The organism is Flavobacterium pygoscelis, assembly GCF_023162025.1.
Lineage (GTDB): Bacteria > Bacteroidota > Bacteroidia > Flavobacteriales > Flavobacteriaceae > Flavobacterium > Flavobacterium pygoscelis.
Genome location: NZ_JALNUB010000007.1, coordinates 90,443 through 106,432, shown reverse-complemented (window position 1 = coordinate 106,432; position 15,990 = coordinate 90,443). Strand labels below are relative to the sequence as shown.

Sequence of the window (15,990 nt, the reverse complement as noted above, 5' to 3'; positions counted from 1 at the left end):
TTGCATAGGTTTTCGCAAAGTTTGCTAAAGTATATATTAACTGAGTTATTGAAACTCATAATTTCTATTTTATAATGCTAAAGAACCATTTTCTCAATTGGACAAACTAAAATCCCTTCGGCTCCAGCTTCTTTTAATTGATCAATAACATCCCAAAAAGTATCTTTATCAATTACAGAGTGCACACTACTCCAACCTTCTTGTGCTAACGGTAAAACAGTTAAACTTCTTAAAACAGGCAGTATTTTACCAATCGCTTCGATTTTATCATTAGGAACGTTCATCAAAATGTATTTTGATTTTCTAGCTCTTAAAACAGCTTCTATTCTAAATTTTAAAGTATCGATAATTTTTTGAGATTCTGGGGTTACTTTTGGAGAAACCGCTAATACTGCTTCACTTTTAAAGATAACTTCTACCTCTTTGAGGTTGTTTTTAAATAAAGTACTTCCGCTAGAAACAATATCAACGATTGCATCAGCAAGACCGATATTTGGTGCTATTTCTACTGAACCTGATATTTGGTGAATATCTACTGTTACGCCTTTCGAATTGAAAAAATCAAGAACTGTTTTAGGATATGAGGTTGCAATACGCATTCCGTTTAAGTCCTGAACGGAATTATAATCAAAAGTTTTAGGAACTGCTACTGACACTTTGCATTTTGAGAATCCTAATTTTTGAATTACTTCTATTTCTCCGCCTTTTTCCACTAATAAATTGTCGCCAACAATTGCTATATCTACTACGCCGTCGATAAGGTATTGTGGAATATCTGAATTTCTTAAATATAAAACTTCTAAAGGAAAGTTAGAAGCTTCGGCCTTAAGTTGGTCTATTCCGTTATCGATAGATATACCAGCATCTTTAAGGATTTGAATGCTGTCTTCGTTTAAACGTCCTGATTTTTGAATTGCAATTTTTAAAGTACTCATTTTTTAATTATTTTTAAATTAATAGTTTGAGTACAGTAGAGAGTAATAAAAAACCCGTTTGATGTACTCAAACGGGTTCTGAAATATGATGATTTACATGCATACCATTAACACATCGCTTGAGAGCAATAATGAAAATGATGATGATGCAATTGATTGGTAAACATTTTTTTATTCTTTAATTAGAATTGATTTGCAAATATAAAAGATAATAAATTTATAAAGCAAATAAAATTGATAAAATAATTTCATTTATTTTATTCATCCTTTAAAGGTGTTGATTTTTCAGGAACTAAAGCATTATTTTCATTTGTAGCTCTGATTTCAGTATGACGAATTTCTCCACCAGAAGTGCCCACTAATTGTGCTACATAAACAGCTCCAATACCCACTATTACGGCTACGATAGAAATAAACTTTGCTTTTGCATGATTTTTTAAATTTAAAATAATTCCTAAAACTGAAATTCCTCCCAATAAATACAATACTATCGCTAACTTTTCTGCTATTTCCTCATGTTCGTGAATAATACGCTTTCCAATGGTTGGCATATCTTCGACCATTTCTTCGGCTCCTTCGCCTGTCGCCATACTAAATGCGGCAAAAATAGCAGCTACAATAAATAAGACATAAGCTGTATTTTTTACAGAATTATTTTTTAAAAATAGCCCAGCTATTAAAATTCCAAGTGCTAAAATCGTCCCAATGATTGGAAAATGATTTACTACTAAGTGCCAATGTGCATCATTCATATTATTGTAATTTAAGGTTTATAATTAATTTTTATTTTAGAAAACTCTATTGTATAAAAGTTTTTATCCTGCCAACGAAACACCTATCAAAGAACCGATTCCATAGGTTATTGCTGCAGCAGCTAAGCCAAAACCTACTTGTCGTAATCCGGAGAACATAACGCTTTTTCCGGTTAGTAATGTGATGGCTGCTCCAATTCCAAAAAGTCCAATAACACTACTACCAATACTCAATAAAATAGCATTCTTGCCTTCTAAAATCATAAATGGATATAAAGGAATAATAGCGCCAATAGAAAAAAGTACAAAAGAAGCAATGGCAGCTTCCCATGCTGAACCGCCTAATTCTTCTTTATCAATACCTAACTCTTCTGTTATAATAGCATCAATAGCTGTTTCATGACTTTCAAAAGCTTTATCTGCTAATTTTTGTGCTTCAAGAATATTCATTCCTTTGGCTTGGTACAGTAAAACCAATTCCTTTTTTTCTTCTTCTGGAGATGCTAATAGTTCTTCAGTTTCTAAGTCAATTTGTCTTTGGTTTAATTCTCTTGAGCTTTGCACAGAAAGCCATTCACCCAAAGCCATCGAAATCGCTCCTGCCAAAAGTCCAGCAATACCCGTTAACAAAATGGTATTATTAGAAACTGCAGCACCAGCAACTCCCATTACCAAACTCATATTAGAAACTAAGCCATCATTGGAACCTAAAACTGCTGCTCGAAGTGCATTTCCTCCAACTGATTTATGACGACTTTCAAATTTTGATAAAAAACCTCCTGAAACATTTAGTGCAGCATTATTATTTACAGCTTCTATGATTTTGAGGTGATTGTGTTCAAAACCCGTTGGCTTTTCACCATTTTCAATTTTATTTTTTACTGCATTTACTGCAAATTGCTTTTCAACACTAGACAGACTACTAATTATCGAACTATAGCCAAAAATTTTACCTAGCTTCAATTGTAGTTTTGCTCTTGAAGAAGGCATTGGCATTTGATACTTAGAATCAATGGTCAAAACTTTATCAAGCATATTTTGGGTATGCCCTTTCTCGATTTGGGATAAACTTTGTAAAACTCTAGTCAGATTATCGTCAGATTGAATAGCAGCAATGCTATCGTATAAAAATGCAGTATCCACTTCTGTCTGTAATTGACCTTTTAGTTTATTTAAATCCATGTTGTTTACTATAAATTAGTTAGTCAAATCAAAAACACCTTTTGTCAAAATTTTTGATTCGGCATTGATTGCTGAATTTGGTATTATTTCAACAAATTTTTCCGATTTCTCCCCTATCGTAACGCTTACTTTTTTGAAAGAATAACCGTCTTTTTGATTCTGTAATAAAAGTACGAAATTTTTATTGTTCTCGGTTATTAATGCATCCGAAGGAATGGCTAATCCTTTTTTAGAGTCCACAATAATTTGAGCTTCAACAAACATTCCTGTTAGTAGTTTTTGCTTAATAGCATCGTCTAAATGTGCATGTATATTTATGGTTCTATCATTACCTTCGATTGATTTTCCAACTAAATGCACTTCTGCATTAAAAAGGTCTTTGGAAGCTTCTGGAACTTTAAAAGTGATTTTTTGACCAATCTTAACTTTCAAAATGTCTTTTTCAAAAACGGCTAATTCTAAATGCAAGTGATCTGTATCAACAATTTCCAGAATTACATCTGATGGTGCGACATACATTCCTACGTTAGCATTCATTATCACAATATCACCAGATATAGGAGAAAAAATAGTAATTGTCGAAGTTAAATTACCTTGTTCTACACTTTTAGGATTGATGTTCAAAAGCATTAATTTCGCACGTAAGCTTTGGTGCATGGCTTTTGCTCTTTTATAATCACTATCGGCTTTTAAATAGTTTTTTTGAGAAGTTATTTTTTCGTCGAATAATGTTTTTTGACGATCATATTCTGATTTTAAGAAAGTTAATTGTTCTGCTACTTCCATATAATCTTTTTGAATATCTAAAAACTCTGTGCTTTGTAAGACTAATAAAGCCTGTCCTTTTTTAACTTTATCACCCACTAAAAGTGTAGTCGATTTTACATATCCGCCCATAAAAGTGGTCACTTTTGCACGATTTTGTGGCGGAACGTCAATTTTTCCAGCAGTTTTCACTATTACATCAAAATCTTGTTCTGTTGGAGTACCAATTTCCATTGCTGAAGATTGAAATTGAGCCTTGGTTACAGTCGTTAAATCATCATCCTTAGGAGCTACTTCTTCGGTTTTGGATTCTTTGCAAGAGAATAAAACAACTGCTAAAGTAGCTATATATAGTATTTTTTTCATTGTAATGGTATTAAAAATTTAAGTATTGTAAATCTAATTGCGTTTGGTTGAATTGTAAAATTGTATCTAAATAATCAACTTGAATGGTTGTCGCGTTTTCTAAACTTTGTATGTATTGAAAAAAATCGATTTCGCCATGTTTAAAACTACTGTTTGCTACTTTTATAATCTCATCTGATAATTTTTTACCGTACAAATTGTAGTAGTTAATAGCTTCTTGATATTTGGCTAATTCATTTGTTTTTTGATTCATGTATTGTTCTATTTTTGAATCCTCATTTTGTTTTTGCTGTTCCCAACTTTGCAGTTCTAATTGTGCAACTTTAGCTTTCGACACATTTCCCGAAAATAATAATGGAATACCAATACCAACATGAAAACCGTATAAAGATTGTGATATACCGCTATTTTTACCTTGAAAAAAGTCTAAATTAATATCGGGTAACCACGATTGCTTATGTAAATCTATTTGATTTTTATAATTTTTTGTAATACTCTCTAAATAAGTAGTATAAAATGATTTACTTGTGCTATCGCTTAAATTATTTAAAACTGTTATTTCACTATTATTTATTACCGTTATTTCATCATTTTGTACTAAAGATTGCAATACGTCATACTGTGCTTTTTTATCTTTATCGATTTGAGAAAGCTTAGTTTTTATTTGTCTAAATTTAGCTTGAGCAGTAATTTTTTCCAGATAATTAGTCTCTCCTAATTCAAAGCGTCTATCACTTGCTTTAGAAAAATTTTGATATAAACTGTCTAAATACTGATACAATTTTTCCTGATGTTGTAGATATACAATATGCTGATACGATTTTGAAACGGCTAATGAAAGTTTATTTTTCTGAATTTCGAAATTGGCTTTTTCTTTTTCATATTCAGAAGAATACACTTTTTTCTGTGCGCCGTAAACGGTTGGAAAAGAAAAGCGTTGTTGCACTCCAAAAACTTTTAAAGGCTGATCATTAATCGCTAAATTATTCTGATCATAACTGTAATATACATTTGTTTTATCAAAGGTATAAGCCGTTTTAATATTGGCTTGTGTTTTATCAACTTGTAACTGTGCCGCTTTTATTCCTTTGTTATTCTGAATTGCTTTTGATAATAAACCCTCTAATTCTGGATTTGAATTCTGGGAAAAAGCAAATGAAGAAAATAATAAAAATAAAATAATATATGTCCCACTTTGATGTTTTTTAAACTTAGGTTTTTTAAATTCTTTACTATCAAAAACCTTGTACAAAATAGGTAGTACAATCATTGTTAAGATTGTTGCTGTAAATAAGCCACCAATTACCACAGTTGCTAGAGGACGCTGAACTTCTGCACCGGCTGATGACGAAATGGCCATGGGTAAAAATCCTAAGGCAGCCGCAGCAGCTGTTAATAAAACAGGACGCAATCGATCTGTGGTTCCTTTCAAAATTAATGCATCGATATCTTTCATACCTTGGTGTTTGAGTTCTTTAAAATGTTCAATTAATACAATTCCGTTTAGAACTGCAATTCCGAAAAGTGCTATAAACCCAACTCCTGCTGAAATACTGAAAGGTAAGTCGCGAATCCATAAAAATAGAACACCACCAACTGCCGATAAAGGAATAGCGGAATAGACCATTAAGGCTTCTTTTACAGAACCAAAAGCAAAATATAATAGAACAAATATCAAAAATAAGGCAATTGGAACAGCAATCATTAAACGGGCTTTAGCACTTTGTAAGTTTTCAAACTGTCCACCATATTTTACATAATAACCGGCAGGCAGTTTAATGTCATTATCAACAACTTTCTGAATGTCCATCACTACACTTTGTAAATCGCGGTTTCTAACGTTGATTCCTACTACAATTCTTCGGTTGGTATTGTCTCTCGAAATCTTCGCAGGACCTTCTGTATATTCTATTGAAGCGAGTTCTTGTAACGGAATTTGTTCACCATTTGGCGTGGAAACGTATAAATTACGTAAATCCTCAATATCGTGACGATTTTCTTGATCCAAACGAATAACCATATCAAAACGTTTTTCGCCTTCAAAGACATTTCCAACTGTTTTTCCGGCAAAGCCAAGAGCAATCATTTCGTTTAAATCAGAAATATTAAGTCCATAGCGTGCAATTTTAGAGCGATCATAAACTACCGACATTTGAGGCAAACCTTCCGTTTTTTCAATAATTATATCCGAAGCACCTTCTACTTTAGCAATCGCTTTTTTGATTTCATGTGCTTTTTTGGCTAAAACATTTAAATCTTCACCAAAAACTTTTACCGCTACATCAGATCGAGTACCAGAAATTAATTCATTAAAACGCATTTCAATTGGCTGAGTAAATTCAATTTCCATGTTTGGAATTTCTTTTTCAATCGCTGATTTAATTTTATCGGCTAATTCATCTTTACTTTTCGCTGACGTCCATTGTGATTTCGGTTTTAATTTCACAATAACATCACTTTCCTCCATTGACATAGGATCAGTGGGAACTTCGGCAGCTCCAATTCTGCTGACTACTTGGGTCACTTCTGGGAAATTTTTAAGAATTATTTTTTCAATTTTAGTAGTTATGGCAATCGTTTTTGTTAATGATGTTCCTGTTTTTAAAACGGGTTGAATAACAAAATCTCCTTCATCTAAAGTTGGGATAAACTCCCCGCCCATTGTTGCGAATAATCCGACAGCTAGCAATAACAATCCTAAAGCTCCGTACAATACTTTTTTTGTATTACCAATTGACCAAGTAATTATTGGCAAATACCAAGAGTTCAGTTTACGAATTAATTTGCTCGATATAGAATTTGGATTCTCTGGTTTTGGTTTTAAAAATAACGAAGAAACCACCGGAACATAAGTAAAACAGAATATCATAGCGCCGAGTAAAGCGAAACTAAAAGTCATCGCCATTGGTCTAAACATTTTACCTTCGATTCCGGATAATGATAGTATTGGGATAAAAACTATCAAAATAATCAACTGACCAAAAATAGCCGAATTCATCATTTTTGAAGCGCTTTTATACGTGATTTGGTCAATTTCTAACTGACGCTCTTCTTTTTCAAGACCAACTAAATGAGCTGATTTACTGGCTATCTGAAAAGCAATAAACTCTACTATAATAACTGCTCCGTCAATTATAATTCCAAAATCTATAGCACCAAGACTCATTAAATTGGCATCAATACCAAAAATATTCATAAAGGAAATAGCAAATAGTAAACACAACGGAATTACTGACGCTACAACTAATCCAGAACGCCAATTTCCTAACAATAAAATCACTACAAAAATTACGATTAAACAGCCTAAAATTAAGTTTTCCGCAACTGTAAAAGTTGTTTTACCTACTAATTCGCTTCGTTCTAAAAATCCATTAATATAAACGCCTTCAGGCAAGGATTTCTCGATTTCTGTCACTCTATGTTTTACATCATCTATGACTTGTTTAGAATTCGCTCCTTTAAGCATCATCACTTGACCCAATACTTTTTCGCCTTCTCCATTTCCGGTAATAGCTCCAAAACGGTTGGCGTGACCAAAACGAACATCTGCTACATTTTTAATATAAATAGGTAAACCATTGCTGTTTTTAACTACAATATTACCAATATCTTCTATAGATTTTACTTTACCTTCTCCGCGAATAAAATAACTTTGATTAACTTTTTCAATATAAGCACCACCGGCAATACTGTTATTTTTTTCAAGTGCTGTAAAGACATCAGTTGTCGTGATATGCATTGCTTTTAAACTCGAAGGATTAATTGCAATTTCATATTGTTTTAAATAACCGCCCCAAGTATTAATTTCAACCACTCCTTTTATACCTGATAACTGACGTTTTACTATCCAATCCTGAATGGTTCGTAAATCAGTAACGGTATAATTGTTCTTGAATTCTGGTTTAACTTCTAAAGTATATTGATAAATTTCGCCAAGACCTGTTGTAATAGGCCCCATTTCTGGTGTTCCAAAACCTTGCGGAATTTTCTCAGAGGCTGCTTTAATTTTTTCGGCGATGAGTTGTCTTGGTAAATAGGTTCCTAAACTTTCTTCAAAAACGATGGTAACAACAGATAAGCCAAATTTAGATATGGACCTAATTTCTTTTACACCGGGTAAATTTGCCATTTCAATCTCAACAGGATACGTAATATACTGTTCGATATCTTGAGTAGAAAGATTTCCAGAAGTGGTAATTACCTGAACCTGATTATTAGTAACATCTGGAACAGCACCAATCGAAATTTGAAATACAGATAACATACCGTATCCAAAAACGCCAAGGGTGAAAAGCAAAACAATGAGTTTGTTTTTTAAACTGAAAGCAATTATTTTTTCGAGCATTTTTTTATCTTATTTATACTTCAAAAGTACTATTAAAAGATAAGGTTATCCTTAAGAACTACTTAAGTTATGCTTCAAATAAACTTAAAATTACTTTTGTTCCCCTACTCTCTTCGCTGGTAATTGCTATTTCTATAGATAACAATGACGATAATCTTTTTACTATAGATAATCCTAAACCAGTTCCTTTTATTTCTGGGTGATCAGTTGATTTTGAACGATAGAAAGGATTAAAAATACGTTCTAAATCTTCTTTGGGAATCCCAATGCCAGAATCAATAATATGACATTCTATTTTGGATCTATTATTCATTATCTTGACCGATAAAGTACCATTACAATCGGAATATTTTAATGCATTTGAAATGAGATTGTTTATGACAATAGAGAACAAATAACTATCTGTTTCTGTGTAATAATCTTTTGAAAAATCAGTAGATACCGCTATTTTTTTGGATTGTATAGTTGAAGAATAGCGTGCAATAGTATCTAAAAAAATCGCATTCAAATATACTTTTTCTAGTTTTAAAGTTTGTTTTTGGTTTTCAAATCGAGCTAAGAGCAATAATTGATCTACCAAGTGGTTTAGGCGGTCTACTTCATTTACACAAAAATTAATTTTTTCTTCGTATTCGGTGGCTTCTCTAGGCTTGCGTATCAAGACTTCTAAAGTTCCTTTAATTACCGTTAAGGGTGTTCTTAATTCATGCGATGCATCCGAGGTGAATTGCTTTTCTCGCTCAATAGCAGTTTCAATTCGGTCTAACAGACTATTAATCGTATTGGATAAAACAAACAATTCATCTCTGTTTTGAGGAATTGGAATTCGAGAAGTTAAATTATCCTTTGTAATAGTATTAGAAGTTTTAATAATAGAGTTTATTGGCTTAATACTTCTTCCCGCAATAAAACGAGCGATAAAAAAAAGCAAAATCAAAATTAAAGGATACGCAATACTCAAGATTTCTGCTAAATTTTGCAAAACCATCAAAGCTCCTTCTAATGACATAGCGATCATTACATAACCCACAATATTAGCGCCATCATAAATTGGAACTTGAATTTGGCGAATTTTATTGCCTAATATTTTGGTATCAAATAACTCATTATCGTTCCTTTTCTTATCAAAAAACAGAAACTCATTTTTTAAGTTAGGAGACTTTTCAATAATAGCTCCATTTTTATCCAAAAACTGAATAAAAACGGGGTTTACATCAACCGTATTGTGTTCCCTTTCCTCCCATTCCTGCATGTGCATGAGATAAAACGTATTGTTTTTGACTTCAATTTCATTCAAATGATTCTTGACTTCTTTTGAAATATCAGTGTTAAGATGATTGTAAACACTTAATTTAACAATCGAATAGATCACAAAAAACACTACAAAAATCAATAGTGCTGTAGTAATTATGTAATGAGAGGCGATTCTATTTTTAAAGGAAAGTTGCTGCATTTTATTTAGTCATTAGCAATATAGCCTACGCCACGAACAGTTTTGATGTAGTCTTCTTCTATTTTTAAATTTAATTTTTTGCGTATTCCATTCATGAAAACGTCAATAACGCCGGTGTCGTATTCAAAATGAATATCCCAAACATCCTCGATGATTTGCGCTCTGGTACATACTTTACCTTTATTTTTAACCAAATAAGAGAGTAACTCAAATTCGCGTTGTGTCAAGGCAACTTCATTTTGATTAACTGACACTCGATGTTTAGCATTGTCAATCTCTATCGTTCCAAGTTTTAGAATTTCATCTTCTTTTTGATTTCTAAAATGAATTTTGATTCGTTCTAGCAACTCATCAAAACTAAACGGTTTCTTGATATAGTCATTAGCACCCGCTTTAAGTCCTTCAATGGTTTCCTGAACGGTATCTTTAGCTGTCAAGAATAAAATTGGAGTTTTTTCATTTTTTAATCGAATCGCTTTACACAATTCTAAACCAGTCATTTTTGGCAGCATCCAGTCTAATAAAATTAAATCGAAATGTACTTTTTGAGTAATTTCAAAACCTTTTAAACCATCTGAAACGCTAGTAACTTGATACCCTTCTTCTTCTAATCCTTGTTTAAGGAATTGAACAATACCGGCTTCATCTTCTACTATTAATAGGTGCATAGTGTAAGTTTTTTTGTAAATCTAAGCTTTATTGCATTATAAACTTGAAAGCAACTGTAGCAATATTAGCATTTAGTTTATCACTTCGTTGATAATGGTTAAACCTAAAATCAATATTCTTTAGACCAAATCGCCATAATTTTGCAGCAGTAAAAATATCAGTATAATTAACCCCAAAACCATATTGATTCGCAAAAAAAGCTGCTAAATCAGCATCTGATGTATAAAAAGTTTCGGTAGATAAATGGGTTTCGTACGGAGCATAATATTTTGATGCGGTTTGTTTGTAATAACGATACATTGGGAAAATTGTAAATTTATCAGACAATTTTACAGGAAGTTCAATACTAGCTGTATGCGATTGAATGTTCCAATTGTCAGAATAAAAACGGTAATAGGTTCTTACAATAAAGCGTTCATTGATGTAATAATTCAATCGAGCACCAATGGGAAGTTTAAAACGAGAATCTGGTAATCTTTCGATGTCATCAGCTAATTTATATACTCCAGTATTGCTTGCATTTTCATAATTACTAATAGATTGTGCTTGTCCTATATAAAAATTGGCTTTATCCGCAAAGTACATACGATGATACGGTGTTGATAATAATCCCTGTTGTTGTAAAACATCAAAGAAAACTGAAAATTGTAATTTCTTGGTCACAACTTGAGAAAATCCAAAAGAAGCAGAAAACGAATTTCTACTGACAGCACTTATCGTTTTGAATGCTGATGGAGAATAACCATTAGTTGCTTGTCCGTTTTGGTCTAAAACAGTTATTCCGCCCAGATAACCTTGATTGGTAAAGTTAGAACCGTATTTTGAATACTCTTCCAATTCTTTTGGATAGATTGGTCTCCATTGGTCTAAATAGGCATTAACTTTTAAGCTTAATTCTGTATTTTTTTCATTAAAAAGTCTTGCAATTCCACCTCCAAAACCTACTGAAGTATAATCATATTCATTTGAAAATGATGCGTCTGCATTCCAGATAAAATTTCGAGAATCACTACTATTGCTGTAACTGGCAACCGCAGATACTAATTGGTCACTTTTTGAAGCTCCCGATGAAGCTTGCCAAGGTGTAGGTTTAGCTCCCGAATCATAAGGATTTATATTACTTGAGGAAGCCGATGTATAAGCAGACAATCCCAAATCAATTGTTAAAATATCATCATCATTTAAGGGCATTGCGATAACTATATTAGAAGCAACATCGGTCAATTTTTCAGATCCTAATCCGCCAGATACAGCTGATCTTGATCCGTCTTGATTGTAATAACTAGCTAAAAAATCTACTTCAGTACTTTCTAAAACTCTCTTTTTAAAAGTAGGCGAAGTGGTTTTCTCTTGCGAAAAAACTGTTCCCGACAATAGGATAAAAAGAGCTACTATTTTTATTTTCATATTCTAAAGAATTGAAATTAATAATCCGAATTAATAATTAAAATTTAGTTGCAACCGCAACCACCGCCTGATTTTCCTCCGTTTGCACCAGCCGCTCCTTCTCGATAAACCTGAAAAGAAGTTTCATATCGTTCTGCTGTTCGGGCAGTGAGTTTCATATCAGGATCATTTATTTTTTCTTTTTCGTACTCTTTTACAGTGCTGCAAGCTTGTAAAAGAAAAAGTGCAAAAACTCCAAAGGTTATTTTCTTTATCATTTTAAATAATTTTATTTAATTATATTTTTGAACATCAATTCCTTTCGAAGCATGAATTTTGCCCTGATCATCAACAATAATACATTCTATCCCTTTAATTTGATTTACTAAATCCAGACCTACATCTACACCCATTACAAATATGCCTGTAGCCAAAGCATCAGCAATTTCGGTTTGCTTAGCAAAAACAGAAACACTAACCACTCCTTTTGCAGGATAACCTGTTCTAGGATCTATAATGTGTGAATACCGAATGCCATCAAAAATGACATACTTTTCATAACTACCAGAAGTTTCTACGGCACTATCCTCTAAAGGAAAAGTAGCAAAAATTTTATTTTTATTTAAAGGATTTACAATTCCAATGGTCCATAATTTACCATCGGGTTGTTTTCCCCAAGCATTAATATCTCCAGAAACATTTATAATTCCAGAAATACATCCTTTAGAAAATAATAAGTCTTTGACTTTATCAGCGATATATCCCTGACCTATTCCGCCTAAACCTAATTTCATTCCAGCTATTTTCAGGAATATCGTTTGTTCTTTTTTATCTAGAATTACATTTTTGTATCCAATTTTTTCAACAGACTTTTTTATGGCTTCTTTAGTTGGCATGGTTTTCATGGTTCCGTCAAACTTCCATATTTTATCCATTGATGCGTAGGATATATCAAAAGCACCATCGGTAATTTCTGAAATTTTAAGAGCTCTTGCTACCAAATCAAAAACTTCAGAATTTACTTTGACTGGTTTTATTCCAGCATTTCTGTTTACTTCTGAAATTTGCGTTGTAGGAATCCAATCTGAAATTAAATTTTCTATTCGTTTTGTTTCGGCCACAGCCATATCAATATATAGGTTAGCAGCAAGAGTGTCTTTTGCAACAGCAGTAACCTCAAATGGGCTTCCTAACATCCATAATTTTCGCTTATGGGCTATTTGAGAAAAAGCCGATAAGGAGATCAAGAATAAACCGAAGAAAACTATATTTTTCATTTATTTTCGAAAGAGTGAAGGATTTGAATATACTCTTGAGGTGTAACATTTTTATAGCCCGTTATTCCCAATACTTTTCCGGAAGGATCTAAAAGTAAAACAAGCGGGAAATTTCCTTCTTTGTTATACCGTTCTGCTATTTTTTTATTCTCAGCAGTTAATTCTAATGACAATAAATTAGCTTTTTTCTTTGGGAAATCAGCTTTGTACAAGATCCAGTTTTCAGTTGCTTCCTTATTAAATTCTTCTGATTTCCAAATGGTTTTGTCTAATTTTATGCAAGGTGCACACCAATCAGAGCCAGAGAAAACAAGCAAAATATTTTTATTTTCTGTCACTGCTTTTTTCTGAGCTTCAACAAAACTAGAATTACAATTTTGAGAGTATCCTATTGTTCCTGTGAAAAGCAACAATAAAATTATTATTTTTTTCATCGCATTTGTTTTTTAGTATGGAATAAAATTATTCATTTTATTCTAAGTTAAAGTCAATCCAATTCTATCTTAAGCGAATATTAATTTTTATTAATAGATAAATTGAGTCCTAAAAAAATATGTTTAAAAATTAGTTATACTTTTGCCCAAAATACAATTATATGAATTTATCTAAAAAAGTTTCTCCGTTCTATTATTTGCTACTCTTTTATGTTGTAGTTAGCTTTATTTCAAGAATAATTCTTTTTTTTCATCCTATAACTCAAACCAGCTTTACGTTTATTGATACGGTTTCAGTTTTTCTATTTGGTTTTTTATCCGATTTTTTCATTTTTGTATTAATTAGCGGCTTTTTGTGGCTCTATCTTATTTTTATATCCAATAGTAAATATTATAAACCGTATGGATATATTATTTTCGGATTATTTATAGCATTATTCCTTTATATTCTTTCTGGAAAATCAGTACTAAATGAGTATGGTGGCGCTTTACCAAAAATTGGACTAATCTTTGTAGGTTTAAAAACCTTCCTATTTGGATTACTTCTTTTTTTACCAAAATACAGAAAGCAAATACGTTTTTGGTTGTTCTCTTTTGTAATTTTCCTTTATGTGGTTTTAATTCTACAAAATGCAATTAGCGAGTATTTCTTTTGGAATGAATTTGGTGTCAAATACAATTTTATAGCGGTAAACTATTTGATTTATACCAACGAAGTTATTGGTAATATTATGGAATCGTATCCTGTAATTCCAATATTTTCAGGATTGTTTATCATTGCAGGTTTAGTTACTTATTTTATTGTAAAAAAATCAAAAGTATATATCGAAAGTATTCCAACTTTTATTGAAAAATTAAAAATATCCGGAATTTACATGGTACTTTTTGCCTTGTCTTTGTTTTCCATTCCGGCATTAGCGAGTAGAGAAAATGCACAGAATATTTTTGCAAACGAACTGCAAGCGAACGGAATTTACAAATTCTATTTGGCTTTCATGAACAGCGAATTGGATTATTTTAAATTCTATAAAACAGTTCCAAATAGTGAAGCTTATGCCGAATTAAAACAACAATTACCAGCAATTTCCGGCGAGACCACATTAAGACAAATAAAAGGCGAGGCAGCTGAAAATCGCAAAAATGTTGTGCTAATAACTATTGAAAGTTATAGTGCTGAATTTATGAAAATGTATGGTAATGAGCAAAATATAACTCCTTTCTTAGATAGTTTGGCAACAAAAAGTTTAGTTTTTTCTAACCTTTATGCGGTAGGAAATAGAACTGTTCGTGGTCTAGAAGCCGTTACTTTATGTTTTCCTCCAACTGCTGGCGAAAGTGTAGTAAAAAGAAAAGACAATAAAGATAAATTCTCCACTGGAGCAATTTTTAAAGAAAAAGGCTATGATGTGAAATATATGTATGGTGGTGATGCCTTTTTTGACAATATGGAAGACTTTTTTGGAGGAAATGGATACGATATTGTAGATAAAAAAACATTTTCACCTAGCGAGATTACCTTTGCCAATATTTGGGGAGTTTGCGACGAAGACATGTACAACAAAGCCATTAAAATTATGGACAAAGAAGCAAAATCTGGAAAACCCTTTTTTAATCATATCATGACCGTAAGTAATCACAGACCGTTTACGTATCCTAATGGGAAAATTGATATTCCTGGAGATGCAAAATCGCGTGATGGAGGTGTAAAATATACGGATTATGCGATGAAGAAATTCTTTGAAATGGCCAAGAAACAACCATGGTTCAACAATACGGTATTTGTTATTGTTGCGGATCACTGTGCCTCTAGTGCAGGTAAAACAGAACTTCCTGCTGACAAATATAGAATTCCAGCGATGATTTATAGTCCTGGCTTTGTAGAGCCTCAATATTACAATAATATAATGTCACAAATTGATGTAATGCCAACGGTTTTAGGATTATTAAATTTTAATTATCAAAGTAAGTTTTACGGACAAGATGTTTTAAAATCAGATTATAAGCCAAGAGCGTTGATTGCTACCTATCAAGATCTGGGATTAATTAAAGATAATGTTCTGACAATTATTTCGCCAAAACAAACAGTCAAACAGTTTCAATTGACTTTAAAACCAAATCAAAAAGTAGCGCCAGAGTTCCAGATTTTCTATGATCAGGTACCAATGAAAACAGAAAGAACAGATTTAGTAAATGAAACCATTTCCTATTATCAAACTGCTTCGGATATCTTAAAAAATAAGAAGTATCAAAAAATCAATTAGCATAAAAAACGGGTGAGATAATATTGTCACCCGTTTTTTATTATATTCAATCTGATATTACTTTATATTATTATTGGTTTGAATTTCTAAAAACATAAACACAAATTGGACAAATTCACACCAATAAATTAGTAGATAAATATATACTTGTACTCAATTAAACGG

The 15,990-nt window shown here is 32.0% G+C and carries 12 protein-coding genes; 1 reads left to right on the top strand and 11 read right to left on the bottom strand.

Annotation, left to right across the window (positions count from 1 at the left end; genetic code table 11):
• Nucleotides 1–77 precede the first annotated feature (77 nt).
• The 11 genes from hisG to MW871_RS12135 form a co-directional block, all read right to left on the bottom strand.
• Nucleotides 78–935, bottom strand: a complete 858-nt coding sequence (gene hisG, locus MW871_RS12185; protein WP_188050994.1) for an ATP phosphoribosyltransferase — start codon at nt 933–935, stop codon at nt 78–80.
• A gap of 257 nt (nt 936–1,192) precedes the next feature.
• A complete protein-coding gene (locus MW871_RS12180) occupies nt 1,193–1,687 on the bottom strand; it encodes a DUF2231 domain-containing protein (protein WP_188050995.1) in 495 nt (164 codons plus the stop codon).
• Nucleotides 1,688–1,750: 63 nt separating this feature from the next.
• Nucleotides 1,751–2,869, bottom strand: coding sequence for a VIT1/CCC1 transporter family protein (locus tag MW871_RS12175; protein ID WP_248428791.1), 1,119 nt, complete (start codon nt 2,867–2,869; stop codon nt 1,751–1,753).
• A gap of 15 nt (nt 2,870–2,884) precedes the next feature.
• The gene (locus tag MW871_RS12170; protein ID WP_248428790.1) at nt 2,885–4,000 is read right to left on the bottom strand and encodes an efflux RND transporter periplasmic adaptor subunit; all 1,116 of its coding nucleotides are present in this window, start codon (nt 3,998–4,000) and stop codon (nt 2,885–2,887) included.
• A gap of 10 nt (nt 4,001–4,010) precedes the next feature.
• Complete coding sequence (locus tag MW871_RS12165; protein WP_248428788.1) at nt 4,011–8,345, bottom strand: CusA/CzcA family heavy metal efflux RND transporter; 4,335 nt, start codon at nt 8,343–8,345, stop codon at nt 4,011–4,013.
• 67 nt (nt 8,346–8,412) lie between these two features.
• Nucleotides 8,413–9,798 carry a sensor histidine kinase gene (locus MW871_RS12160; protein ID WP_248428783.1) on the bottom strand — a complete coding sequence of 462 codons (1,386 nt, stop codon included), beginning with the start codon at nt 9,796–9,798 and terminating at the stop codon, nt 8,413–8,415.
• Between the two features lie 5 nt (nt 9,799–9,803).
• Entirely contained in the window at nt 9,804–10,466 is a 663-nt protein-coding gene (locus MW871_RS12155; protein WP_188051000.1) for a response regulator transcription factor, read from the bottom strand.
• A gap of 28 nt (nt 10,467–10,494) precedes the next feature.
• A complete protein-coding gene (locus tag MW871_RS12150) occupies nt 10,495–11,874 on the bottom strand; it encodes a DUF3570 domain-containing protein (protein ID WP_248428782.1) in 1,380 nt (459 codons plus the stop codon).
• Between the two features lie 44 nt (nt 11,875–11,918).
• The gene (locus MW871_RS12145; RefSeq protein ID WP_188051002.1) at nt 11,919–12,131 is read right to left on the bottom strand and encodes a DUF4266 domain-containing protein; all 213 of its coding nucleotides are present in this window, start codon (nt 12,129–12,131) and stop codon (nt 11,919–11,921) included.
• A gap of 15 nt (nt 12,132–12,146) precedes the next feature.
• Nucleotides 12,147–13,130, bottom strand: coding sequence for an FAD:protein FMN transferase (locus MW871_RS12140; protein ID WP_248428781.1), 984 nt, complete (start codon nt 13,128–13,130; stop codon nt 12,147–12,149).
• Nucleotides 13,127–13,564 carry a thioredoxin family protein gene (locus MW871_RS12135; RefSeq protein WP_248428779.1) on the bottom strand — a complete coding sequence of 146 codons (438 nt, stop codon included), beginning with the start codon at nt 13,562–13,564 and terminating at the stop codon, nt 13,127–13,129. Before MW871_RS12135 ends, MW871_RS12140 begins: the two co-directional genes overlap by 4 nt.
• 161 nt (nt 13,565–13,725) lie before the next feature.
• Here MW871_RS12135 and MW871_RS12130 point away from each other — a divergent pair, with 161 nt between their 5' ends.
• Nucleotides 13,726–15,825: an LTA synthase family protein gene (locus tag MW871_RS12130; protein WP_248428778.1), complete on the top strand. Its 2,100-nt coding sequence runs from the start codon at nt 13,726–13,728 to the stop codon at nt 15,823–15,825.
• Nucleotides 15,826–15,990: the final 165 nt, after the last annotated feature.

Coding starts and splice junctions, on each gene's coding strand:
- MW871_RS12145 (WP_188051002.1), bottom strand. CDS start 12,131: ATGATAAAGAAAATAACCTTTGGAGTTTTTGCACTTTTTCTTTTACAA.
- MW871_RS12170 (WP_248428790.1), bottom strand. CDS start 4,000: ATGAAAAAAATACTATATATAGCTACTTTAGCAGTTGTTTTATTCTCT.
- MW871_RS12135 (WP_248428779.1), bottom strand. CDS start 13,564: ATGAAAAAAATAATAATTTTATTGTTGCTTTTCACAGGAACAATAGGA.
- MW871_RS12150 (WP_248428782.1), bottom strand. CDS start 11,874: ATGAAAATAAAAATAGTAGCTCTTTTTATCCTATTGTCGGGAACAGTT.
- hisG (WP_188050994.1), bottom strand. CDS start 935: ATGAGTACTTTAAAAATTGCAATTCAAAAATCAGGACGTTTAAACGAA.
- MW871_RS12180 (WP_188050995.1), bottom strand. CDS start 1,687: ATGAATGATGCACATTGGCACTTAGTAGTAAATCATTTTCCAATCATT.
- MW871_RS12155 (WP_188051000.1), bottom strand. CDS start 10,466: ATGCACCTATTAATAGTAGAAGATGAAGCCGGTATTGTTCAATTCCTT.
- MW871_RS12165 (WP_248428788.1), bottom strand. CDS start 8,345: ATGCTCGAAAAAATAATTGCTTTCAGTTTAAAAAACAAACTCATTGTT.
- MW871_RS12130 (WP_248428778.1), top strand. CDS start 13,726: ATGAATTTATCTAAAAAAGTTTCTCCGTTCTATTATTTGCTACTCTTT.
- MW871_RS12140 (WP_248428781.1), bottom strand. CDS start 13,130: ATGAAAAATATAGTTTTCTTCGGTTTATTCTTGATCTCCTTATCGGCT.
- MW871_RS12175 (WP_248428791.1), bottom strand. CDS start 2,869: ATGGATTTAAATAAACTAAAAGGTCAATTACAGACAGAAGTGGATACT.
- MW871_RS12160 (WP_248428783.1), bottom strand. CDS start 9,798: ATGCAGCAACTTTCCTTTAAAAATAGAATCGCCTCTCATTACATAATT.